Annotated in this window: 20 protein-coding genes; 6 read left to right on the forward strand and 14 right to left on the reverse strand. The window is 60.9% G+C overall.

The genetic code is table 11. The features are described 5' to 3' along the window. Window positions 1–9 precede the first annotated feature (9 nt). From PMI29_RS11935 to PMI29_RS11910, 6 genes are all read right to left on the reverse strand, one after another. A complete protein-coding gene (locus PMI29_RS11935; protein ID WP_007999508.1) occupies window positions 10–1,125 on the reverse strand; it encodes an NAD(P)/FAD-dependent oxidoreductase in 1,116 nt (371 codons plus the stop codon). After that, window positions 1,122–2,477 carry an FAD/NAD(P)-dependent oxidoreductase gene (locus tag PMI29_RS11930; protein WP_007999509.1) on the reverse strand — a complete coding sequence of 452 codons (1,356 nt, stop codon included), beginning with the start codon at window positions 2,475–2,477 and terminating at the stop codon, window positions 1,122–1,124. Before PMI29_RS11930 ends, PMI29_RS11935 begins: the two co-directional genes overlap by 4 nt. 151 nt (window positions 2,478–2,628) lie before the next feature. Continuing rightward, window positions 2,629–2,919 carry a (2Fe-2S)-binding protein gene (locus tag PMI29_RS11925; protein WP_007999511.1) on the reverse strand — a complete coding sequence of 97 codons (291 nt, stop codon included), beginning with the start codon at window positions 2,917–2,919 and terminating at the stop codon, window positions 2,629–2,631. A 7-nt stretch (window positions 2,920–2,926) separates the two neighbouring features. Further along, window positions 2,927–3,721, reverse strand: a complete 795-nt coding sequence (locus PMI29_RS11920) for an ABC transporter permease (RefSeq protein ID WP_007999512.1) — start codon at window positions 3,719–3,721, stop codon at window positions 2,927–2,929. Window positions 3,722–3,727: 6 nt separating this feature from the next. Then, window positions 3,728–4,597, reverse strand: coding sequence for an ABC transporter permease (locus PMI29_RS11915; protein WP_007992817.1), 870 nt, complete (start codon window positions 4,595–4,597; stop codon window positions 3,728–3,730). Beyond that, the gene (locus tag PMI29_RS11910; protein WP_007999513.1) at window positions 4,594–5,619 is read right to left on the reverse strand and encodes an ABC transporter ATP-binding protein; all 1,026 of its coding nucleotides are present in this window, start codon (window positions 5,617–5,619) and stop codon (window positions 4,594–4,596) included. Before PMI29_RS11910 ends, PMI29_RS11915 begins: the two co-directional genes overlap by 4 nt. A gap of 246 nt (window positions 5,620–5,865) precedes the next feature. Here PMI29_RS11910 and PMI29_RS11905 point away from each other — a divergent pair, with 246 nt between their 5' ends. After that, a complete protein-coding gene (locus PMI29_RS11905) occupies window positions 5,866–6,702 on the forward strand; it encodes an IclR family transcriptional regulator (protein WP_007999514.1) in 837 nt (278 codons plus the stop codon). A gap of 8 nt (window positions 6,703–6,710) precedes the next feature. Here the strand turns inward: PMI29_RS11905 and PMI29_RS11900 are convergent, their stop codons facing one another. Together PMI29_RS11900 and PMI29_RS11895 are read right to left on the reverse strand one after the other, a co-directional pair. Beyond that, complete coding sequence (locus PMI29_RS11900; RefSeq protein ID WP_007999515.1) at window positions 6,711–7,463, reverse strand: anti-sigma factor family protein; 753 nt, start codon at window positions 7,461–7,463, stop codon at window positions 6,711–6,713. After that, the gene (locus tag PMI29_RS11895; RefSeq protein WP_033052485.1) at window positions 7,460–7,966 is read right to left on the reverse strand and encodes a sigma-70 family RNA polymerase sigma factor; all 507 of its coding nucleotides are present in this window, start codon (window positions 7,964–7,966) and stop codon (window positions 7,460–7,462) included. The genes PMI29_RS11900 and PMI29_RS11895 overlap by 4 nt, the downstream gene beginning before the upstream one ends. 158 nt (window positions 7,967–8,124) lie before the next feature. On the opposite strand from PMI29_RS11895, the gene PMI29_RS11890 reads away from it, so the two are divergent. The 3 genes from PMI29_RS11890 (at window position 8,125) to PMI29_RS31225 (ending at window position 11,272) form a co-directional block, all read left to right on the forward strand. Then, window positions 8,125–9,210 carry a catalase family peroxidase gene (locus PMI29_RS11890; RefSeq protein WP_007999517.1) on the forward strand — a complete coding sequence of 362 codons (1,086 nt, stop codon included), beginning with the start codon at window positions 8,125–8,127 and terminating at the stop codon, window positions 9,208–9,210. After that, window positions 9,207–9,752: a cytochrome b gene (locus PMI29_RS11885; protein ID WP_007999518.1), complete on the forward strand. Its 546-nt coding sequence runs from the start codon at window positions 9,207–9,209 to the stop codon at window positions 9,750–9,752. The genes PMI29_RS11890 and PMI29_RS11885 overlap by 4 nt, the downstream gene beginning before the upstream one ends. Before the next feature lie 167 nt (window positions 9,753–9,919). Then, complete coding sequence (locus tag PMI29_RS31225) at window positions 9,920–11,272, forward strand: hypothetical protein (protein ID WP_007999519.1); 1,353 nt, start codon at window positions 9,920–9,922, stop codon at window positions 11,270–11,272. A 54-nt stretch (window positions 11,273–11,326) separates the two neighbouring features. On the opposite strand, the gene PMI29_RS11880 is transcribed toward PMI29_RS31225, so the two are convergent. Both PMI29_RS11880 and PMI29_RS11875 read right to left on the reverse strand, forming a co-directional pair. Beyond that, window positions 11,327–12,478 carry a M14 family metallopeptidase gene (locus PMI29_RS11880; protein WP_007999520.1) on the reverse strand — a complete coding sequence of 384 codons (1,152 nt, stop codon included), beginning with the start codon at window positions 12,476–12,478 and terminating at the stop codon, window positions 11,327–11,329. A 484-nt stretch (window positions 12,479–12,962) separates the two neighbouring features. Continuing rightward, window positions 12,963–13,304: a DUF6124 family protein gene (locus tag PMI29_RS11875; protein ID WP_007999522.1), complete on the reverse strand. Its 342-nt coding sequence runs from the start codon at window positions 13,302–13,304 to the stop codon at window positions 12,963–12,965. Window positions 13,305–13,433: 129 nt separating this feature from the next. Between PMI29_RS11875 and PMI29_RS11870 the strand changes: the two genes are divergently transcribed. Continuing rightward, window positions 13,434–14,081 carry a LexA family protein gene (locus tag PMI29_RS11870; RefSeq protein ID WP_007999523.1) on the forward strand — a complete coding sequence of 216 codons (648 nt, stop codon included), beginning with the start codon at window positions 13,434–13,436 and terminating at the stop codon, window positions 14,079–14,081. A 40-nt stretch (window positions 14,082–14,121) separates the two neighbouring features. Here PMI29_RS11870 and PMI29_RS11865 read toward each other — a convergent pair whose 3' ends face one another. From PMI29_RS11865 to PMI29_RS11850, 4 genes are all read right to left on the reverse strand, one after another. Beyond that, window positions 14,122–16,077, reverse strand: a complete 1,956-nt coding sequence (locus tag PMI29_RS11865) for an acetyl/propionyl/methylcrotonyl-CoA carboxylase subunit alpha (protein WP_007999525.1) — start codon at window positions 16,075–16,077, stop codon at window positions 14,122–14,124. Next, window positions 16,077–16,889: a gamma-carboxygeranoyl-CoA hydratase gene (locus PMI29_RS11860; RefSeq protein ID WP_007999527.1), complete on the reverse strand. Its 813-nt coding sequence runs from the start codon at window positions 16,887–16,889 to the stop codon at window positions 16,077–16,079. Before PMI29_RS11860 ends, PMI29_RS11865 begins: the two co-directional genes overlap by 1 nt. Window positions 16,890–17,022: 133 nt before the next feature. Continuing rightward, a complete protein-coding gene (locus PMI29_RS11855; RefSeq protein WP_007999529.1) occupies window positions 17,023–18,630 on the reverse strand; it encodes a carboxyl transferase domain-containing protein in 1,608 nt (535 codons plus the stop codon). 12 nt (window positions 18,631–18,642) lie between these two features. After that, window positions 18,643–19,806: an isovaleryl-CoA dehydrogenase gene (locus tag PMI29_RS11850; RefSeq protein ID WP_007999531.1), complete on the reverse strand. Its 1,164-nt coding sequence runs from the start codon at window positions 19,804–19,806 to the stop codon at window positions 18,643–18,645. Between the two features lie 249 nt (window positions 19,807–20,055). Between PMI29_RS11850 and PMI29_RS11845 the strand changes: the two genes are divergently transcribed. Further along, entirely contained in the window at window positions 20,056–21,753 is a 1,698-nt protein-coding gene (locus PMI29_RS11845) for an AMP-binding protein (protein ID WP_007999533.1), read from the forward strand. The last annotated feature ends 37 nt before the right edge of the window (window positions 21,754–21,790 follow it).

Below are 21,790 nucleotides of genomic sequence, written 5' to 3' on the forward strand. Positions count from 1 at the left end.
CTTCCTCTATCAAGCTACGGAGATGGAGTGAAACCGGGTGATGGAAAACGCATCCAGCGACGTCTTTGACGCGCCGCTACAGATGATCTCGGTGAGCGCCTGGCCCACCGCCGGGCCGATCTGGAAACCGGCGCCGGCAAAGCCGAATGCATGCAACAGACCGGGCTGGGTACGGCTGTGGCCGATCACCGGCTGGCGATCAGGCAGGTAACCCTCGGTGCCGCTCCAGGTACGAATCGCCTGGGCACCTTCAAGAAACGGATAGAGCTCAACGGCCTGGCGCAGGATTTCCAGCACGGCGCCTTGACCGGGGCGGGCGCGGGCGTCGTCCAGGGCAAAACCCTGGCCGCCACCCAACACGCAATTGCCGCGGGCGACCTGTCGCGCGTAGATGCCGCCACCCTCGACGCCGGTGCTGGCATCCATCACCAACGGCAGGGGTTCGGTGACCAGCATTGCCGGGTGCCCGGAATGCATCGGCACCGGTTCGCCGAATTGCGCGGCGATGCTGCCCGCCCAAGCCCCGGCGCAGTTCAGCAGCCAGGGTGCGTGCAACTGCAGGCCGTTTTGCGTGCGTACGCAAAAGCGCTGGCCGTCGTGTTCCACGGCGGTGACCGTGCATTGCTCATGTACCTGCACACCGTGGCGCCGCGCCGCCCGGGCGAACGCAGGGGACACCAGACGCGGATTGGCGTGACCGTCATCCGGGCAATACGAGGCGCCTACCGCGACGTCTCCCACCCATGGAAAACGGCTGCGCAGCTCGGTGCGGTCAAGCACCTGCAAGTCGAGGCCGAAGCCCTGGCTGCTGGCAGCGTAGTCTTGCAGGGCACGCAAATCGTCTGTACTGCGGGCGAGTTTCAGGTGGCCGCTGCGTTGATATTCGCCGTCGATGCCAATCAATTGCGGCAGCTGCGCCCAGATGGCGTGGGCACGTTGCGACAGCGGCAATTGCGACAACGGTCGGCCCTGGCGGCGGACGCCACCGTAGTTGACGCCGCTGGAATGCGAACCGCAGAAGTCCCGCTCCAGCAGCACCACGCGACGCCCGGCCTTGCCGAGAAACAGCGCCGCCGAAGCACCGACAATGCCGCCGCCGATGATCACTGCGTCGACTTCGATCATGCGTCGATCTCCAGGCCAAAGGGCAGCGGCTTGATGGGGGCCTGGGCGCGCAGCCGGCCAATGTCGGACACAGCGCGCTGGCTTTCGCAGGCGATGATCTCCGCTGCCGCCGCGCCGCACATCCGCCCCTGACAGCGGCCCATGCCGACCCGGCAATGGGCCTTGACCCGATTTATTTCCCAGTGACCCTCACGCACCACTTCACGAATATCGCCGGCGCGGACTTCTTCGCAGCGGCAGACCATCACGTCATCGGCGATGCCGGCGGCCCAGTTCTCGGGAAAGGCGAAGGCGCGTTCCAGGCCCTGACGAAAATCACCGATGCGTTCCAGCACCTGTTCAAGCTGTGCGGTGCGCTGCGTCGGGTTCAGGTAGCCGATGTCTTCGAGCAACGCCAATGCGGCGCGTTCGCCGGCCATTTCCGCGGCGTCGGCGCCCATGATCCCGGCGCCGTCACCGGCCAGGTACACCTCGGCGACGCTGCTGCGCCCGGCGCGATCGCGTTGTGGGAGCCAGGCGCGATTGAGCGGGTTCCAGGCAAATTCGCAGCCGAGCAGGTCGGCGAGCTGGGTTTCGCTGCGCAGGCCGTGGGCGAAGGCGACGGCATCGCAGTTCAGTCGATGTTCGCCCTTTGCGTCGGACCAGATCAGCGCCTGCACCCGTTGTTCGCCCTCGATGTGTTTCAAGGTTGCACCCTGATGCACCGGGATGCCGTGGGCGGTCAGCCAGCCACGGTAATAGATGCCTTTGGCCAGTGTGGCCGGTTGCGACAGCAGGCCGGGCAGGGCGCGAGCCTGGGCGCTGAAGGGGGAGCTGTCGAGTACCGCGACCACCTTGGCGCCAGCCTTGGCGTATTGATACGCGACCAGGTACAGCAGCGGGCCACTGCCGGCGAACACCACGCGCTCGCCGATGGCGCAACCCTGAAACTTCAAGGCGATCTGCGCCGCGCCGAGGCTGTAGACCCCGGGTAGCGTCCAGCCCGGCACCGGCAAAATCCGGTCGGTGGCGCCGGTGGCGACGATCACCCGGGAAAATTCCAGTCGTGCGGCACGTCCGTCCTGCAAGGTGTCGAGGGCGCCGTCCTCGGCATTCCACACCAGGGTTTCAGGGCGGTAATCGAGCTGTTCGCGCAACTCGTCGATGGTCTGGTGCAACGCACCGGCCTTGCGCGCTTCGAAGCCATACAGCTTGACTGGCGAACGCTTGAAGTTGGCCGGTTGACGCCGATAAATCTGTCCGCCACCGCGTGCAGCTTCGTCCAGCAGCACCGGGGGAACGCCGTGGGCGACCAGGGTTTGCGCCGCGCGAATTCCGGCAGGGCCGGCGCCGATGATGACTATGGACTTCATGCGCACCTCATTTCTGAACAACGCCGAACCCCTGTGGGAGCGGCGGTGCGACGATTCGACTTGCCCGTGATGGCGGTGGCACATTCGACATTGATGTTGGCTGACAGCCCGATATCGCGGGCAAGCCCGCTCCCACAGGGATTTGCAGTGTTCACAGGCACCGCCCCGGTTCGCGGTTGATGTGTTGCCCGGCTTCTAGCAACGTCGAGCACGCACGTACCCGGCGGCCATCGCCCAGGCGCACCCAGCAGTCCTGGCAGGCGCCCATCAGGCAGAAACCGGCGCGGGGTTCGGCGCTGAAATCGCTGCCGCGCAGGTGATCGCTGCAGGTCAGCACCGCAGTCAGCACGGTGTCGCCGAGCAAGCCGCTGGCCGGTTGGCCGTCGAGCGTAAAGTCCAGGACCGGGCGGTCGCCTTCGGCCAGTCGTTTCAGCAGAGCCATGGCGTCCTCATTGTTTGCCTACCAGAACCCGATCCAGGCCATAGACCCGGTCGAGCAGAATCATGGTCAGCGCGGTCAGCGCGATGACCAGCGCCGACACCGCCGCCATCATCGGATCGATGGATTCGGTGGCGTAGACGTACATGCGTACCGGCAGGGTTTGCGTGGCCGGCGAGGTGACGAAGATCGACAGGGTGACTTCGTCGAAACTGTTGATGAATGCCAGCAGCCAGCCACCGGCGACCCCCGGCAGGATCATCGGCAAAGTGATCTGCCGGAACAGCGTGAAACGCCCGGCACCCAAGGATTGCGCGGCGTGTTCGGCACTGCGATCCAGGCCGATGGCCGAGGCCAGCACCAGGCGCAGCACATACGGCGTGATCACCAACACGTGAGCGAAGATCAGCCAAGCGAAGCTGCCGTTGACCCCTATCAGCGCAAACAAGCGCAACAGCGCCACACCCAGTACCAGGTGCGGAATGATGATTGGCGACAGAAACAGCCCATTGAAAAAGTCCCGGCCAGGGAATTCGAAGCGGGTGATCGCCAGCGCCGCCGGCACGGCAATCAGTGTCGCCAGACTGGCCGCGCTGAACGCCAGAATCAGGCTGTTGTAGAAGGCATCGACAAAGTCGGCGCGCTCGAACACGGCCCGGAACCAGCGCAGGGAAAACTCGGTGGTCGGCAGGCTCAGGGTGTTCTCCGGAGTGAAGGCCACCAGGCACACCACCATCAGCGGTGCGAGCATGAACAGCACCACCAGGGTGTGAAACAGCAGGGCGAAAGAACCGTTCCTGGACATGACGAATTATCCCAATGACTTCTTGTAGCGGCCTTCGATCATGCGGTTCCACGACAGCATGATCAGCAGGTTGATGAGCAGCAGAGCCACGGCGATGGCCGCGCCCATGGGCCAATTGAGTTCCGACAGGTACTGGTCGTAGATCAGCGTGGCGACCATCTTCAGGCGACGTCCGCCGAGCAGGCCGGGAATGGCGAAGGAGCTGGCGGCGAGGCCGAATACGATCAGGGTGCCAGACAGGATGCCGGGCATGATCTGCGGCAATACCACCTGGCGAATCACCGTGAAGTGACCGGCGCCCAGCGACAGCGCGGCTTGTTCGGCGGCCGGGTCGAGTTTCTGCAGCGAGGTCCACACCGGAATGATCATGAACGGCAGCATCACGTGAACCAACGCAATCACCACCGCGAACGGCGTGTAGAGCAGCTTCATCGGCGAGCCGCCGAAGGCTTGCAGGGTCTGGTTGACCAGGCCATCGGCGCCGAGCAGCAGGCTCCAGCCGAAAGCGCGTACTACGACCGAGATCAGCAGCGGAGTGAGGATCAGGATCAAAAAAATCGAACGCCACGGCGCACCCATGCGGCTGAGGATGTACGCCTCGGGAACCCCGATCAGCACGCAGAGCAATGTGGTGAGGGCGCTGATCCACAGGGTGCGCAGAAAGATCTCGTAGAAGTACGGATCGCCCAGCAGGCTGCCGTAGTGTTCGACGGTGTAGGCGTCGCCCTTGATCCCCGAGCCGTAGTCGAAGACGTTGAACGACAGCAGCAGCGTCAGCATCAGCGGGATCACCAGCAGGCTGACATACAACGCCAGGGCAGGTGCCGACAGCAGGTAACCCTGACGCCCCAGGCGAATGGCAGCGAGTGCACTCATGCCGTCACCTCGTCGACGCTCAGTACCCGCAACAGCGCCGCGTCCCAGTCAAGGCCGACCGCCGTGCCTTCGCTCAATGGTGCCGAGCCGTCGTTGCGGCGCACCACGCAGAGTTCGCCCAGGGTCGTCGACACGCCGTACAGCCATTGGCTGCCGAGGAAGAAACGGCTGCTGACCTTGCCTTGCAGGCGACCAACGCCAGCCTCGCGCAGATCGATTTTCTCCGGACGCAGGCTCAGGGTCAGGTCGCCATCGCCACGTCCGCACACCTGAACCACACCGGCCGTGTCGCGTTCACCGGGCAGCAGGTTGGCTTTGCCGACGAACCCGGAAATGAACTCGGTACGCGGGTGTTCGTAGAGGGTGTAGGGCGCGTCGATCTGGGTGATGCGTCCGGCCTGCATCACCACCACTCGGTCGCTGATCGACAGGGCTTCGGACTGGTCGTGGGTGACCATCAGCGTGGTGATGCCGACCTCACGCTGGATGCGGCGGATCTCGAACTGCATCTCTTCGCGCAGATTGGCGTCGAGGTTGGACAGCGGTTCATCGAGCAGCAGCACCGGTGGCTGGATCACCAAAGCCCGAGCCAGAGCTACACGCTGACGCTGGCCGCCGGACAGCTCCCGTGGGTAGCGCTCTGCGTGCTGGTGCAGGCGTACCAGTTTCAGTACCCGCTCAACCCGCTGCTGGATCTCGGCATTCGGCACCTTGCGCATGCGCAGGCCGAAGGCGACGTTGTCCTTGACGGTCATGTGCGGGAACAGCGCGTAACTCTGGAACACCACGCCCAGGCCACGGCTGGCGGGCTTGGCATGGGTGATGTCACGACCGTCCAGGACGATACGCCCGCTGGTGACTTCAACGAACCCGGCGATCATTTGCAGGGTGGTGGTTTTACCGCATCCGGAAGGGCCGAGCAGGGAAACGAATTCACCTTTCTCCACCGAGAGGTCGGTGGCGACCACGGCGTCGATTTCACCGTAGCGTTTGCCGAGTTTTTCAAGTTGCACAAAAGCCATGAGTGCGCCTCCACCTGAGATTGTTATGCGTCGCCCGAAGGCGCGCTTTTTTGTATGGGCAGATACGAAAAAATGTTTCCGGGGTGCGTTGGCGCTCGACTTGAGTCGGCTGCCGCTGTTGTTCGAATCGCCCCTGTCTGGACGCAGATTAGGACGAAGACTAGGATGGGCTCAATGGCCTATTTCACTGAAGCGATGACTATTTTCAGTTTCATTCGGTGAGTAAATTAATCGTCGAGAAAATCCATGTCTGATTCCACTGAACGGAATGAAAATAAAAATGACGTCGGTGTCGGCGCCGTCTCACGACTGTTTGCGGTGCTGCGTGCGTTGGGCGATACCGTCGAGGGCGGGGAGCGCGTGACGCAACTGGCGCAACACATCGGTTTGTCGCAACCGACCACCCACCGCCTGCTGCGCAACCTGATGGACGAGGGCATGGTCGAGCAGGATGCGCGCAGCAAGCGCTACCGCCTGAGCCTGGACTTTTTCGCCCTGGCCGCCCGCGCGGGCAACAGCGGCAACCTGCGCGAACTGGTGCGCCCGGCGCTGCTGCGGCTATCGGCGTCTCTGGGCGATTCCTTGTTTTTGCTGGCGCGCAGCGGCTTCGATGCGATCTGCCTGGACCGCAGCGAAGGGCCGTTTCCGATTCGTACCTTCACCGGCGATATCGGCGGACGCGTGGCTCTGGGCGTGGGGCAGGGCAGCCTGGCGATCCTGGCGTTTCTGCCGCCGGAAGAGCGCGACACAGTGATCCACTACAACTTGCCGCGGCTGAAGGACTTCCATCTGTATGACGAGGTGTTCCTGCGCTCGGAAGTCGAGAACGTGCGCAAGCTCGGTTACGCCGGGCGCAACACCGGTGTGCTGCAGGGTATGGCCGGGGTGGCGGTGCCGATTCTCGATCGTGAGGGGCGGGCGGTGGCGGCGTTGAGCGTGGCGACCGTGAGTGACCGCCTGGGGCCGGATCGCTTGCCGACGGTGGTGGAAATGCTCAAGCGTGAAGCGGCGCTGATCGGGCCGCGGATCAATCCGTTCGACCCGCTGCTGCGGCGGCCTTCTCAAGTTTTTGGACAAAGCTGAAAAGATCGCTAAAACTGCACGGTCTGCCTCAGCATCTGCGCCGCCGGCGTATCCGCGGGGCTGACCATCGCATAGTTGTAACCGCCCCCCGACCAATACTCGGCCTGCAAGTCGCCATCACTGCGACTGCCTCTTGGCAGCATGAAGTTTTTCGGTCCCGGTGGGCGCACGTAGAAGCTGATTTTCTGCCCGCCCTGATTCTCGTAGACCACCATTGCCGCCGGCCCTTGTTCAGTGCTGAGCAAGCGCCCGCTGGCCGGTTTGAAGCCTGCCCCCGACAGGTCAGGCAAGCGATTGGCCTGGGTGAAATAACGGTCGAGCCAGCCCTGCATGTCGCCGTCGTCGCTGGCCTTGTAGTCGGCTGGCAGGATCCCTTGCTGGGCAATCAGACGATAGGCCTGCAGCGCATCGGTCATCGGCAGCTGTGCACCTGTGAAAGTCATCTCACGGGCCTGCCAGCCACTGAAGCCGCCGATGCTGACCGCGATCAGCAACACGGCCGCGCTGGCCAGATGTCGCCGCGATTGGCGTTTCAGGCGTTGGCGAATCATGGCCGGATCGAGTTCCGGATTGGCCGGTTGTTGCAACACGCCACTCAGGGCCGCGCGCAGTTGCTGGGCATCTTGCTGCCAGGCCCGCACTTGGTCGGCAACCTCCGGATTACTTGTGAGAAAAGTCTCCACCAGACGTCGGTCGTCCTCGCTGAGTTGGTGGTCGACGTAGGCGTGCAAGTCACGCTCGCTTGGGGGCATGCTGATCATTTGAGTCTCCGCAGAGCAGGGCGGGTGATTTCGCCTTCACTGAGTTGGCGCAGGGCCTGGCGGGCCCGGGACAGGCGGGACATCACGGTGCCGGTGGGTACGTCGAGAATCTCGGCGACCTCTTTGTAACTCAGGCCTTCCACTGACACCCACAGCAGCAGTGCGCGCTGTTCGGTGGGCAGTCGATCGAAAGCGTCGAGGGTCGATTGGGCGATCACAGTGCGCTCCACGGAAGGCTGCGCATCGTCGCGTCCGGTAAAAAAATCGAGCATTCGCGCATAGCGCCGGGTGCGGCGGTGCGCATCGAGAAACTGCCGATAGAGAATCGAGAACAGCCAGGCGCGCAAATCACCGTCGGCACGTTTGTCGCCCCAACTCGACAGCGCACGCTCCAGACTGGCCTGCACCAGATCGTCGGCGCTGCTGGAGTTGCGCGTCAACGACACAGCAAATCGCCGCAATCCGGGAATAATTTCTCTCAGTTGTTCGTCGATATCGTTCATGAAGTTCTGGCTAGTCACTACGCTTGGGACTAGGAAGACGCCCGGCACCCGAGGTTATTCCACGCCTGAAAAAATAAATACCGCGCGCTGGAATAAACCTGTGTGTGGTTCGTCTGCTTGATTCTTCTCACTTGTGGCCGATGGCCCTGGAGTCTTTCATGGTAGATCGATCATCACCGCCATCCCGGCCACCCTTGAGTGCGGCGAGCCTGACGTTGCGTCTGGCTGGCATTGCCGTGGTCGTTGCCGCAGTGGCCGGGGCGTTTGCCTACGTTAATGGCACCTTTGACCCACAGCGCCTGACCCCGAAGAAACTGATCAACGTGCTGGAAACCAACAATGGCGTGCATCCGGGTTTCCGTCGCAACCATTCCAAAGGCGTGTGCGTGATCGGGCATTTCGAGAGCAGTGGAGAGGTACGTAGTTATTCCACCGCTCAGGTGTTCAACGAAGCGCGGACGCCGGTGGTCGGACGTTTCGCCTTGCCCGCCGGCAATCCATACGCGCCGGACAGTGCCGTGCCGATCCGCAGCATGGCCTTGCGCTTCACTCAGGCCAACGGCCAGCAGTGGCGCACCGGGATGAACAGCATGCCGGTGTTCCCGGTGGGCACGCCCGAGGCGTTCTATCAATTGCAAAAAGCCCAGTCGCCAGATCCGGCCACCGGCAAACCGGACCCAAAGGCCGTGCCAGCGTTCTTTGCTTCACACCCGGAAGCCGCACCGTTCCTGACCTGGATCAAAACCGCCAAACCGTCGGCCAGTTACGTGACCGAAAACTACAACAGCGTCAATGCGTTCTACCTGGTCAACGCGGCCGGCCAACGCCAGGCCGTGCGCTGGAACATGGTGCCACTGGCCCAGGACGCACCGGGGGCCACAGCACCGGAGGGCAGTGATTTCCTGGAGAAAGACCTGGTTCAGCGAATCGCCGCAGGCCCGTTGCGCTGGCAGTTGAACATCACCCTGGCCAACCCTGGCGATCCGGTCAACGACGCCAGCAAGGCCTGGCCTGAAGGGCGCAAGGTGTTGAACGCTGGCACTCTGGTGCTTGAAAAGGCTCAGCCGCAACTCAACGGCGAATGCCGTGACATCAACTACGACCCGCTGGTGTTGCCTGCCGGGATCGAAGGTTCCGACGACCCGCTGCTCGCCGCTCGTTCAGCCGGTTACGCCAGTTCCTACCTGCGTCGCACCAGCGAAGTCAGCCAGTTGCCCGCCGCCAAACAGGAGACCCGGCAATGAGCACCCAACCGAACCACTTCGCCCCGCTGGCGCGCCTGCTGCACTGGCTGATGGCGCTGATGATCATCGCCATGCTGTTTATCGGCGCCGGCATGGTTGCCTCGGTGTCCGAGCGTCATGAATGGCTGATTCATTTGCACAAACCCTTGGGCATCGCGATTTTGCTGTTGGTGATCGTGCGGCTGGTGGTGCGCTTTTCCACCACGCAGCCACCGCTGCCGGCGGACCTGCCGGGCTGGCAAGCGCTGGCGGCCAAGGCGTCGCATGTGTTGCTGTACGCCTTGATGCTGGTCTTGCCGCTGCTGGGTTGGGCGATGATTTCGGCATCGGGTGAACCGGTGATGCTCAGCAGCTCGCTTCAATTGCCGTCGATTGTGCCGGCGAACGCGCAGGTGTTTGCGTTTTTGCGCAAGGCGCACGGGTATCTGGCGTATCTGCTGTTTCTGACCGTGTTGCTGCATTTGGCGGCAGCGCTGTTTCACGGCTGGGTGCGGCGAGATGAAGTGCTGGACAGCATGTTGCGGGGCAAGGATCGAAGTTGATTTCGCAGGACTGTCGTTTGGCTTTTGTCACACAGTGATCTCCTGCCCACCTGTCAACTCTGACAGTTTCGCTGATCTGAAAAAGCACGTTCAATGCTCGAGGACGGCAGTGGTCCCAAAGGGGGCCAGTCAAACAGCACTGATCGTGCCATTCAGGGAGACGAGCCATGTTCAAGACTGCAGGTGTGCGTTCCAAACGACGCGCTTTTTCCGGGCTGTCGTTAGTGTGTCTGGCTGTGATACTCGGTGCCTGTACGCATCCGCCGACGACTGATTCCGGGGAATCGAAAAGCCGGGTTGTCGAGAATGTTGCCAGTAAGTCGACAGCTGAGTTGTATGCGGATTTGATTGCGCCGGCGGTTTTCGAACGCTCAAGTTCAAAGGTTATTGATGGTTATACTGTCGAGAGTGGCAAGCTGCGTATGCCGGATAAGTCTGAGGGTTCATTGGTCACTGTTCGTTCGGCTGACGGAAGCTTGACAGCGTTAATCAATAAGCCAGGAAAATTCGGTTCTTTGCATGTTGATAGTAAGGGGGTAAGTCACTTTGTTCCGGAGCCGGATACTAATGTCGGTGTTGAAGACGCTGTTCCCAATCCGAGTGAACAGGTCACTACTGCACCTGTGGGTTCAACTCAAGCAGAGCACTTTGTTGTAGATGTACTGATGGGGTATTCCAAGGCAGGGGTTATTAGAGCGGGGGGCGATGCGTATGCCGATGCATTAGCCAAGATAGAGTTGGTTAATATGATGTTGCGCAACTCATTGGTGGACAACGTTTCATTGAGACTGGTTGGTATTCAGGTAGTTGAAGATGATTATCCTATTACAACTGAAACCCTTGGGAAATTACGTACAATTTTTGCCGAGGGTATGGCCAGGTTTCAGCCGGATGTTACGTACGGTAATTTTGCTTATATTGTGCCGGGAGGGGCAATCGGATGGGGATGGAGACCAGGTGGCTCTGCGATAGGTGTATCGAGTAGCGCTTCGACATTCGCTCACGAGATTGGCCACAACGCGGGCAGTAGTCACTGCAACGTTGACGGCGTGAATAACTATCATTTTGGATATTTTAATGGGAAGTCGCGAAGTATCTTATGTCACGGTCCAAATTCAATTTATTATTCGACACCGGCCGTCATGGATCAGTATGGTTTGCCGTTAGGGAATGCTGTAACCGCCGATACAGCGCGTGTATGGCGCGAAAATGCTGTGCGGCTATCCTCTTACGCTCCCCCCCAATCCCCACCAACGGCGCCAGTAAACTTTGCCAAAGCGGGTTCAACCGCTAACACAATTACTTTTAGCTGGAACGCATCACCTAAAGCTGTTCGATATGAAATATACAGTGTGAAGTTTGCTGAGGGTCTGGGCCCTTTGCCAGAAAAAATTGGAGACAGTACGGGGTTAACCTTTACCGCAACCAATATCTATGGTGAGGCCCTGTACTTCGTTAAGGCTGTCAGCTTTACTGAACTGGTTTCACTGCCGAGCAAATCCGTTGTTACAACGCCATAAATGCTCAAGTGAGTGACGTGGCCTGTTGTCAGGCCACGTCGCTATGTAGTCGAATTAGCGCAAGATATCGACCATATCGGCAAGCGTAGTCAACACATCCTTGCCCAACTGTTTCGAACGCTTGCCCGACCAACCGGTTTCCGCGTTCGGGTGGTCGTCGTGGTCCTTGAACGGCATTTCCAGGGTCAGCGACAGGCAGTCGTACTTCTGCCCAACGCTGTTGCAGGCCAGCGTCATGTTGGCCTGGCCCGGTTCGTCGCGGGTGTAGCCGTGCTTGGTCTGGAAGTCTTTGGTGGTGTGTTTCAGATGGCTGCGGAAGTGTTCTTCGAGCTTTTCGATCCGTGGCGTGTAACCCGGATTGCCTTCGCAACCGGCGGTGAACACGTGAGGGATTTCCTCATCGCCGTGAGCATCAAGGAACATATCGACGCCGTACTTTTCCATCTGCTGCTGTACGAACAGGACTTCCGGACTGATTTCCTGGCTGGCGCTCTGCCAGGCGCGATTGAGGTCCTGGCCCATGGCGTTGGTGCGCAGGTGGCCGTGGAAAGCACCATCCGGGTTCATGTTCGGGACCAGGTACAGGTCGGCGCTGGCCAGAAGTTTGTTCAGCACAGGGTCGTCGTGTTTTTCCAGGCGCTCGATCACGCCTTCCATGAACCACTCGGCCATGTGCTCGCCCGGATGTTGCTGGGCAATCATCCACACTTTGCGTCGACCTTCGGCCCCGGTGCCTTTGCGCAACAACTGGATGTCGCGGCCTTCGACGCTTTTACCGGTGGCCAGCAGTTCGGTGCCGGTCTTGGTCAGCGCCTGCTCGATCAGCCAGTCGTGACGGCCACGGCTGTAGGGTTCGAAGTAGGCGAACCAGGCATGGGTCTGCTCGGCTTCGAGGCTGAAACGCAGGCAGTCGCCTTCGAAAATGGTGGGTACGCGGAACCAGTTGACGTGATCGTAGGACGCCACCGCCTGATAGCCGGTCCAGGCCTTGTTGTAGGAGGATTGGCTTGCATTGTTCAGGCGAAACCAATGCTCCTGGCCGACGTGCAGGCCGCTGGCCTTGAAGTGGAACCACTGGAAATGGGCGCTGCGTGTGTCCGGGCGAATGGCCAGAAGCGGTTTGAGCGGATCGCTGATGTCGATGACCTGGATGTTGCCACTGTCGAAGTTGGCACTGATGTCGAAAGAGGATTTAGCCACGCTCATAATCGGGTCCTGAATATGATTTTTATGGCGGCTACTTTACACGCAAGAGTGGGGTGAAACCGAGGGAAATTGCGGGGTGCAGAGGTGGGGGCGTCCTCCTTGACGCTGCCGCAGCTTAGAGACTGTGCGATTGATTCTCAAGTGCTATCTGTCGCTGGTTTCAACCCATGATGCCGGGCTTCTCTTGCCAACCGACACTCTTTTGATATCATCCGCGCCTTCGAATTTGCAGCACCCAAAGACTTCATTAGCCTGAAGCCAAAGCCAGAAAAACTGGCAAAAAAAGACCCGGCAAAAAGCCGGGTCAAAAACCGTGATTAGCCTGATGAGGAGATAGTCCAGGAGACCGACCTAAGGTCACCTGGTCCATCGACTGATCTCGCGATCAGTTGGTGCAATAATAATCATTCTCGTTTGCAAGTCAAACGTTTTTACCTTTGCGACAGGAAAGTTCTTTCCTGTCTTCTCGATCTGCGTTCTCACCTCAACCGTTTTCATACTTCTCCAGCGATCGATCGACCATCGCCTTGGCCATGTCGATCATGTGCACCGTCGAAAACGCCAGGTCGCGGCTTGCGCCTTGCAGGTGACTGGCTGACTCGTAAGCGGTGGCGGCAGCACAGCGCAACAGGTCCAAGGCATGGACCAGTGCCTCTTCGCCGCTGATATTGCGGTTCACATCAAAAAAACGCGGCTCGACCACTTCCTCTGAAACAGCTGGTTTCAAGTAATAGTCCAACGCGCGTTGTGCCGCCGCCGAGTCCAGGGGCGAGGTGAGGGTGGTGTCGATGTGCATGTCCGGCAGGTCATTGGTGGGTTGGCTCATGGCGATAGCAAGCTCCGTGTTAGATTCAGATCCGTGAATTGATCCTAATACGAACTGTATTTGTGACGAGTATTTAAATACTACAATTTGTGTTTTGATGGCCGGAGTCGCCCACGTATCGTGCCGCACATGGATAAATGGATTGAATTGGTCAAGGCCAAGATGAGTGAACTCAAAATCACTCAAGAGATACTCGCCGAGCGCCTCGGGATGTCCCAGGGCGGCATTGGCCACTGGCTCAACAAACGTCGTGAACCCGGCATCGAAGACATGAACCGTGTCTTGCGGGCACTGGGCCTTGAGTTTCTCGAAGTGGCACTGGTGATCCGGGAACCCCAGGCGTCAACCGACGACGAAATCCCTCTGACACAGAAGTACAACCCGTACTTCCGCTACCCGGTCAGTGGCTGGCGCGAACCCGCCGAAGTGCACGACGGCGAGGTCCCGGTGTACGGCAAGGAGCGCTATGAACTGTCCGATTACCACGCCCGGGGGCCGGCATTCTGGTTGAGGGTGGCAGGCGATGCGATGACCGCACCCAATGGCATCAGCATTCCGGAAGGCATGTTGATCCTGGTGGACCCGGCGGTGGAAGCAGTGCCTGGCAAACTGGTCATTGCCCAGTGGCCGGACAGCGCCGAAGCCACGTTCCGCAAGCTCATCGAAGAGGGCGGGCAGCGTTATCTGGTCCCGCTCAATCCGACGTATCCGAAAGCCTTGTACACCGAAGAATGTCGAATCATCGGCGTAGTGGTTCAGGCAACAGCCAGGTTCTGATCAGATCGGTCCTGGCAATGCGCAGGACCGAATCTTCATTTCACGCTTCTTCCAGTTCGACCAGCGCACTGCCTTCGCTGACCATCTCGCCTTCCTGGCAATACAGCGCCTTGATCACCCCGGCATGGGGCGCGCGAATGCTGTGCTCCATCTTCATCGCTTCCAGCACCACCAATTGCGCTCCGGCTTCGACCGATTGCCCGGCCTCCACCAGCACGCGGACGATGCTGCCGTTCATGGGGGCGGTCAGCCCGCCATGATGGCTGTGGCTGGCCTCGACGGCGCTGATCGGGTCGTAAGACTCGATGCGACGCAACTCGCCATCCCACTGCAAATACACATGTTCGCCACGGCGTATTGCCCGGTGTTGACGGCGCACGCCAGCCTGCTCGGTCAGCAGCTGCTCGCCCTTGAGCCGAGCGCTGTGGGCATTGATGTCACCCAGCGTCAGCGCCCGGTCCTGGCCTTCACAGCTCAGGTGAAGGGTGATTTCTCTCGGCAAGCCGGCACGCAACCCACTATGCGCTGCCCACGGCGAACTCGGGTCATCGGCGCGGGTTACAGACGGCTGGCTCTGGGCAAACGCCTGGGCGGCGGCTTGCCAGAAACCATCGCTGAGCTCCGAGGGGGCCGGCAGCAACTGTTCCTGATAACGCGGAATGAAGCCGGTATCCAGTTCAGCAGCGGCAAATGCCGGGTGACCGATGATGCGCCGCAGAAAATTGATGTTGGTCTTCAACCCGCCAATGGCGAATTCGTCGAGCATGCTCAGCAGGCGCAAACGCGCCTGTTCACGGTCCTCGCCCCAGGCAATCAACTTGCCGAGCATCGGGTCGTAGAACGGCGAGATCTCGTCGCCTTCTTCAACACCGCTGTCCACTCGACGCCCTGGCCCCTGCGTGGATTCGCGATACAACTCCAGTCGACCGGTCGCCGGCAGGAAATCATTGCCCGGGTCTTCGGCATACAGCCGCACTTCGATTGCATGACCCACCAGCGGCACCTGATCCTGCGTCATCGGCAATGCTTCGCCGCGGGCCACGCGAATCTGCCAGGCCACCAGGTCGAGGCCGGTAATGGCCTCGGTGACCGGGTGTTCGACTTGCAGGCGGGTGTTCATCTCCATGAAGAAGAACTCGCCCCGCGCATCCAGCAGAAACTCCACGGTGCCGGCACCGACATAACCGATGGCCTGCGCCGAACGCACGGCGGCCTCACCCATGGCACGTCGCAGCTCTGGGCTCAGGCCAGGTGCCGGCGCTTCTTCGACGACTTTCTGGTGCCGCCGCTGAATCGAGCAGTCGCGTTCGTTGAGGTACAGGCAATTGCCGTGTTGATCGGCGAACACCTGGATTTCCACGTGACGTGGCTTGAGCAGGTATTTCTCCACCAGCATCCGCGAATCGCCGAACGACGATTGCGCTTCACGCTGGGCCGAGGCCAGGGCTTCGGCCAGTTGGCTGACGTCCTCGACCACTTTCATGCCTTTGCCGCCGCCACCCGCAGTGGCCTTGAGCAGTACCGGGTAGCCGATGCGTTCGCAGGCGTCGCGGAAGGTTTCGAGGTCCTGGGCTTCGCCGTGATAACCGGGCACCAGCGGCACGCCAGCGGTTTCCATCAAGGCTTTGGCGGCGGACTTGCTGCCCATGGCGTCGATGGCCGAGGCGGGCGGGCCAAGGAATATCAGGCCGGCGTTTTCGATGGCGCGGGCGAATCCGGCGTTCTCCGACAGAAAGCCGTAGCCGGGGTGAATCGCCTGTGCGCCGCTGGCCTTGGCGGCGGCGATCAGTTTGTCGATCTGCAGATAGCTGTCGGCGGCTTTGCTGCCACCGAGGTCGACACGAATGTCAGCTTCGCGGCTGTGCCGGGCGTCACGGTCGGTGGCGCTGTGCACGGCCACGGTGGTCAGGCCCAGCGCCTTGGCGGTACGCATCACCCGGCAAGCGATTTCGCCGCGGTTGGCCACCAGCAGGGTGGTGAGGACAGGTGTGCTCATCAGCGGGGCTCCTTGGTGGTTTCGGCTTGCCAGCTCGGTGGACGTTTTTGCAGGAAGGCGCGCAAGCCTTCCTGGCCTTCAGGGCTGACGCGGATGCGGGCGATGGCGTTTTCGGTGTAACGGCGCAATGCCGGGGTCAGTGAGCCGTCACCGACTTCGCGCAACAGATCCTTGCTGGCGCGCATGGCCGCCGGACTGTTGAGCAGCAGGTTGTCGATCCACTGCCCGACTTTCTGCTCCAGCTCGGCACTTGCATAGCTCTCCGACAACAATCCGATTTCCCGTGCCCGTTGCCCGCCGAAGCGCTCAGCGGTCAAGGCATAGCGACGTGTCGCGCGCTCGCCAATGGCTTGCACCACGAACGGGCTGATCACCGCCGGCGCCAGGCCGATGCGCACTTCCGACAGGCAGAACTGCGCGTCATCGGCACCGATGGCCATGTCGCAGCAACTGATCAGGCCCAGCGCGCCACCAAAGGCTGCGCCTTGCACCACTGCCAGGGTCGGAATTTTCAGTTTGGCCAGGTTGTACATCAACTCCGCCAGTTCCCGGGCGTCATCGAGGTTGGTGGCGTAATCGAGTTCGGCCGATTGCTGCATCCAGGCCAGGTCGGCACCGGCGCTGAAATGCTTGCCGCGGCCGCGCACGATCAAAAATCGCAGGCTGGCATCGCTCGCGACTTTGTCGAGGGCGAGGATCAGCTCGCGGATCATTTCGGCATTGAAGGCGTTGTTCTTTTCTTCACGGCTGAGCCAGAGAGTCGCAAAACCCCTTGGATCGCTCAGCAGTTCGAGGGTGTTGAAGTCGCTCATATTCGTCCGTCTCCACGGCTCTTGTGTAGGAGCGAGCTTGCTCGCGATGGGCTACAGGGCGGCGCGTTATTTCAGAAAACACGCGTTATTGTTAACGTCCATCGCGAGCAAGCTCGCTCCTGCAACAAAAAAATCACATCCGGAACACGCCGAAGCGGCTCGGTTCGATTGGCGCGTTCAACGACGCGGACAAGGCCAGGGCCAGTACGTCGCGGGTCTGGGCCGGGTCGATGACACCGTCGTCCCACAGGCGCGCGCTGGAATAGTAGGGGTGACCCTGTTCCTCGTACTGGTCAAGGATCGGCTGCTTGATCTCGGCTTCCTGCTCGGCACTGAAACCCTGGCCGCTGCGTTCGGCCTGTTCGCGCTTGACCTGCACCAGCACGCCGGCCGCCTGTTCGGCACCCATCACGCCGATGCGTGCGTTCGGCCACATCCACAGGAATCGCGGATCGTAGGCGCGGCCGCACATGCCGTAGTTACCGGCACCGAAACTGCCGCCGATGATCACGGTGAATTTCGGCACCTTGGCGCAGGCCACGGCGGTCACCAGTTTTGCGCCGTGCTTGGCGATGCCGCCAGCCTCGTACTTCTGGCCGACCATAAAGCCGGTGATGTTCTGCAGGAACAGCAGCGGGATGCCGCGCTGGCACGCCAGTTCGATGAAGTGCGCGCCTTTCTGCGCCGCTTCAGCGAAGAGGATGCCGTTGTTGGCAAGGATCGCGATCGGGTAACCGTGCAGGTGGGCAAAGCCGCACACCAGTGTGGTGCCAAACAGCGCCTTGAACTCGTCGAACACCGAACCGTCCACCAACCGCGCAATGACTTCGCGCACGTCAAACGGTTGCTTGGCGTCGGCCGGGACCACGCCGTACAGCTCGTCGCTGCTGTAGAGCGGGGCGACCGGAGCGCGTTGCTGAACCTCACCCAGCTTGCGCCAGTTGAGGTTGGCGATGCTGCGGCGGGCCAGGGCCAGGGCGTGTTCGTCGCTCTCGGCGTAATGGTCAGCTACACCGGAAATCTTGCAGTGCACATCGGCCCCGCCGAGGTCTTCGGCGCTGACCACTTCACCGGTCGCGGCCTTCACCAGCGGCGGGCCGGCGAGGAAGATCGTCGCCTGCTCGCGGACCATGATCGCTTCGTCGGCCATCGCCGGTACATACGCGCCGCCAGCGGTGCAGGAACCCATGACCACGGCAATCTGCGGAATGCCCAGGGCGCTCATGTTGGCCTGATTGAAAAAGATCCGGCCGAAGTGTTCGCGGTCCGGAAACACTTCATCCTGACGCGGCAGGTTGGCACCGCCTGAATCCACCAGATAGATGCACGGCAGGCGATTCTGCTGGGCGATGGTCTGCGCGCGCAGGTGTTTTTTCACCGTCAGCGGGTAGTACGACCCACCTTTTACGGTGGCATCGTTGGCGACGATCATGCATTCGACGCCTTCCACACGGCCGATCCCGGCAATCACGCCCGCCGCCGGAACATCCTCGCCATACACTGCGTAAGCCGCCAGTTGGCTGATTTCCAGAAACGGTGAGCCCGGATCCAGCAAACGGTTGATGCGCTCGCGAGGCAGCAATTTACCCCGCGAGGTGTGGCGTTCCTGAGCCTTCGGCCCGCCACCCTGCGCCACTTGGGCGAGCAGGGTGTGCAGGGCGTCGACCTGTTTGAGCATCGCCGCGCTGTTGGTGGCGAACTCCGCTGAACGGGGGTTGAGCTGGGTATGCAGGGTAGCCATGGACAGCTCCGTTTAGCGGGTTTCGTTGAACAGTTCGCGACCGATCAGCATGCGACGGATCTCACTGGTGCCCGCGCCGATTTCGTACAGCTTGGCGTCACGCAGCAGACGACCGGCCGGGAATTCATTGATGTAGCCGTTGCCGCCGAGAATCTGGATCGCGTCGAGGGCCATTTGCGTGGCGCGTTCGGCGGTGTAGAGGATCACACCGGCGGCGTCTTTGCGTGTGGTTTCGCCGCGCTCGCAGGCTTGGGCGACTGCATAAAGGTAGGCACGGCCGGCGTTGAGTTGGGTGTACATGTCGGCGACCTTGCCCTGGATCAGCTGGAATTCGCCGATGCTTTGGCCGAACTGCTTGCGGTCGTGGATGTACGGCACGATCAGGTCCATGCACGCCTGCATGATCCCGGTCGGGCCTCCTGAAAGGACAACACGCTCGTAGTCGAGGCCGCTCATCAGCACTTTCACGCCGCCATTGAGCACGCCGAGGATGTTTTCTTCCGGCACTTCGACGTCATCGAAAAACAGCTCGCAGGTGTTCGAACCGCGCATGCCGAGCTTGTCGAACTTGTTGCTGCGGCTGAAGCCTTTCCAGTCGCGCTCGACGATGAAGGCGGTGATGCCGTGGGGGCCTTTTTCCAGGTCGGTCTTGGCGTAGATCACGTAGGTGTTGGCGTCCGGGCCGTTGGTGATCCAGGTCTTGCTGCCGTTGAGCACGTAGTGGTCGCCACGCTTGTCGGCGCGAAGTTTCATCGAGACCACGTCGGAACCGGCATTCGGCTCACTCATGGCCAGCGCGCCGATGTGCTCGCCGCTGATCAGTTTCGGCAGGTATTTGGCTTTCTGTTCGTGATTGCCGTTGCGGTTGATCTGGTTGACGCACAGGTTGGAGTGCGCGCCGTAGGACAAGGCCACCGAGGCTGAGCCACGGCTGATTTCTTCCATGGCCACCACGTGGGCCAGGTAACCCAGGCCAGCGCCGCCGTACTCTTCCGGTACGGTGATGCCCAGCAGGCCCATGTCGCCGAATTTGCGCCACAGGTCGACGGGGAACAGGTTGTCGATGTCGATCTGAGCGGCGCGCGGGGCGATCTCCTTGGCGACGAAGGACTGGACCTGATCGCGCAGCATGTCGATGGTTTCACCGAGGGCAAAGTTCAGGGATGGATAGCTCATGGGTCACCTTTTGGCTTTTTTGTCGGGTGGGGAGGACCGTGATTCGGTTCTCACCTTTACGTTAACGTAAGCCTGTGACGAATGGCTGTCAATCACCCTTTACGTTAACGTCAACTTGGGTGATTCTGTAGGAGCGAGCTTGCTCGCGAAGGACGTCAACGATAACGCGTGTTGTCTGGATAAACGCGGTGCCCTGACGTTCTTCGCGAGCGAGCTCGCTCCTACAAAATAAAGACAATAGGGGTCGTCATGGATCAACCCAGTGCAAGCCCGCAACGCAGTTACACCCGTGGTTCCCAGGACAAAGCCTTGCTGGCGATGACCATCGGCCAGGCGTTCGACAACACGGTCGCGCAATACCCGGACGGGGAGGCGCTGGTGGTGCGCCATCAACAGCTGCGTTACACCTGGCGGCAGTTGGCCGAGGCCGCGAACCTGCACGCCAGAGCATTGCTGGCGCTGGGGCTGCAAGCCGGGGACCGTCTCGGCATCTGGGCGCCGAACTGCGCGCAGTGGTGCATCAGCCAGATTGCCACCGCGAAAATCGGCGTGATCCTGGTCAACATCAATCCCGCGTATCGCAGTTCCGAACTTGAATACGTGTTGAAGCAGTCCGGCTGCCAATGGCTGGTGTGTGCCGGGGCTTTCAAATCCTCGAACTATCACTCCATGTTGCAAGGGCTGGTGCCGGAGTTGGCCGAGCAATCCATCGGCAAGTTGCACAGCGAGCGGTTGCCGGAGTTGCGTGGCGTCATCAGCCTGGATGCGCAGCCACCATCGGGTTTCCTGCCATGGTCGCAACTGGCCGATCTGGCTGGCAGCGTCACGGTCGAGCAGTTGCATGAGCGCCAGGACAGCCTGCATTTCGATCAGCCGGTGAATATCCAGTACACCTCCGGCACCACCGGGTTCCCCAAGGGCGCGACCCTCAGTCACTACAACATTCTCAACAACGGATACATGGTCGGCGAAAGCCTGGGGCTGACGGCAGCCGATCGCCTGGTGATCCCGGTACCGTTGTATCACTGCTTCGGCATGGTCATGGGCAACCTCGGTTGCATCACCCATGGCAGCACGATGATTTATCCGAACGACGCGTTCGATCCGTTGCTGACCCTCAGCACTGTGGCTGACGAAAAAGCCACGGCGCTGTACGGCGTGCCGACCATGTTCATCGCCATGCTCGATCAACCACAACGTGCCGAATTCGATCTGTCGAGCCTGCGCACCGGGATCATGGCGGGCGCGACCTGTCCTATCGAAGTGATGCGCCGGGTCATCAGCGAAATGCACATGAGCGAAGTGCAGATTGCCTACGGCATGACGGAAACCAGTCCGGTGTCGTTGCAGACCGGTCCGTCAGACGACCTGGAGCTGCGCGTGACCACCGTCGGCCGTACCCAGCCGCAGCTTGAAAGCAAGATCATCGACGAAGCGGGCAACCTGGTGCCGCGGGGCACCATCGGTGAGCTGTGCACTCGTGGTTACAGCGTGATGCTGGGTTACTGGAACAACCCGCAAGGTACCGCCGAAGCCATCGATCAGGCAGGCTGGATGCACACCGGCGACCTGGCGAGCATGAATGACGAGGGTTATGTGTGCATTGCCGGGCGCAACAAGGACATGATCATCCGTGGCGGCGAGAATATTTACCCGCGGGAGCTGGAAGAGTTTTTCTTCACCCATCCGGCCGTTGCGGATGTGCAGGTGATAGGGATTCCATGCTCGCGCTACGGCGAAGAGATTGTTGCCTGGATCAAGTTCCATCCTGGCCATAGCGCCACTGAGCAGGAGCTGCAAGCCTGGTGCAAGGAGCGCATCGCGCACTTCAAGACGCCGCGCTACTTCAAGTTCGTCGAGGAATTTCCGATGACCGTGACCGGCAAGATCCAGAAATTCCGGATGCGCGAGATCAGTATCGAGGAGTTGCGTAGCAAGCAGGTCTGACGAAGGCCGACTGTAGGAGCGAGCTTGCTCGCGAAGA

The organism is Pseudomonas sp. GM49, from assembly GCF_000282355.1.
In the GTDB taxonomy this organism is placed as follows: Bacteria; Pseudomonadota; Gammaproteobacteria; order Pseudomonadales; family Pseudomonadaceae; genus Aquipseudomonas.

Bases quoted from the DNA above. Each gene is read 5' to 3' on its own strand.
- PMI29_RS11935 (WP_007999508.1), bottom strand. From the start codon at position 1,125: ATGATCGAAGTCGACGCAGTGATCATCGGCGGCGGCATTGTCGGTGCT.
- PMI29_RS11930 (WP_007999509.1), bottom strand. From the start codon at position 2,477: ATGAAGTCCATAGTCATCATCGGCGCCGGCCCTGCCGGAATTCGCGCG.
- PMI29_RS11925 (WP_007999511.1), bottom strand. From the start codon at position 2,919: ATGGCTCTGCTGAAACGACTGGCCGAAGGCGACCGCCCGGTCCTGGAC.
- PMI29_RS11920 (WP_007999512.1), bottom strand. From the start codon at position 3,721: ATGTCCAGGAACGGTTCTTTCGCCCTGCTGTTTCACACCCTGGTGGTG.
- PMI29_RS11915 (WP_007992817.1), bottom strand. From the start codon at position 4,597: ATGAGTGCACTCGCTGCCATTCGCCTGGGGCGTCAGGGTTACCTGCTG.
- PMI29_RS11910 (WP_007999513.1), bottom strand. From the start codon at position 5,619: ATGGCTTTTGTGCAACTTGAAAAACTCGGCAAACGCTACGGTGAAATC.
- PMI29_RS11905 (WP_007999514.1), top strand. From the start codon at position 5,866: ATGTCTGATTCCACTGAACGGAATGAAAATAAAAATGACGTCGGTGTC.
- PMI29_RS11900 (WP_007999515.1), bottom strand. From the start codon at position 7,463: ATGATCAGCATGCCCCCAAGCGAGCGTGACTTGCACGCCTACGTCGAC.
- PMI29_RS11895 (WP_033052485.1), bottom strand. From the start codon at position 7,966: ATGAACGATATCGACGAACAACTGAGAGAAATTATTCCCGGATTGCGG.
- PMI29_RS11890 (WP_007999517.1), top strand. From the start codon at position 8,125: ATGGTAGATCGATCATCACCGCCATCCCGGCCACCCTTGAGTGCGGCG.
- PMI29_RS11885 (WP_007999518.1), top strand. From the start codon at position 9,207: ATGAGCACCCAACCGAACCACTTCGCCCCGCTGGCGCGCCTGCTGCAC.
- PMI29_RS31225 (WP_007999519.1), top strand. From the start codon at position 9,920: ATGTTCAAGACTGCAGGTGTGCGTTCCAAACGACGCGCTTTTTCCGGG.
- PMI29_RS11880 (WP_007999520.1), bottom strand. From the start codon at position 12,478: ATGAGCGTGGCTAAATCCTCTTTCGACATCAGTGCCAACTTCGACAGT.
- PMI29_RS11875 (WP_007999522.1), bottom strand. From the start codon at position 13,304: ATGAGCCAACCCACCAATGACCTGCCGGACATGCACATCGACACCACC.
- PMI29_RS11870 (WP_007999523.1), top strand. From the start codon at position 13,434: ATGGATAAATGGATTGAATTGGTCAAGGCCAAGATGAGTGAACTCAAA.
- PMI29_RS11865 (WP_007999525.1), bottom strand. From the start codon at position 16,077: ATGAGCACACCTGTCCTCACCACCCTGCTGGTGGCCAACCGCGGCGAA.
- PMI29_RS11860 (WP_007999527.1), bottom strand. From the start codon at position 16,889: ATGAGCGACTTCAACACCCTCGAACTGCTGAGCGATCCAAGGGGTTTT.
- PMI29_RS11855 (WP_007999529.1), bottom strand. From the start codon at position 18,630: ATGGCTACCCTGCATACCCAGCTCAACCCCCGTTCAGCGGAGTTCGCC.
- PMI29_RS11850 (WP_007999531.1), bottom strand. From the start codon at position 19,806: ATGAGCTATCCATCCCTGAACTTTGCCCTCGGTGAAACCATCGACATG.
- PMI29_RS11845 (WP_007999533.1), top strand. From the start codon at position 20,056: ATGGATCAACCCAGTGCAAGCCCGCAACGCAGTTACACCCGTGGTTCC.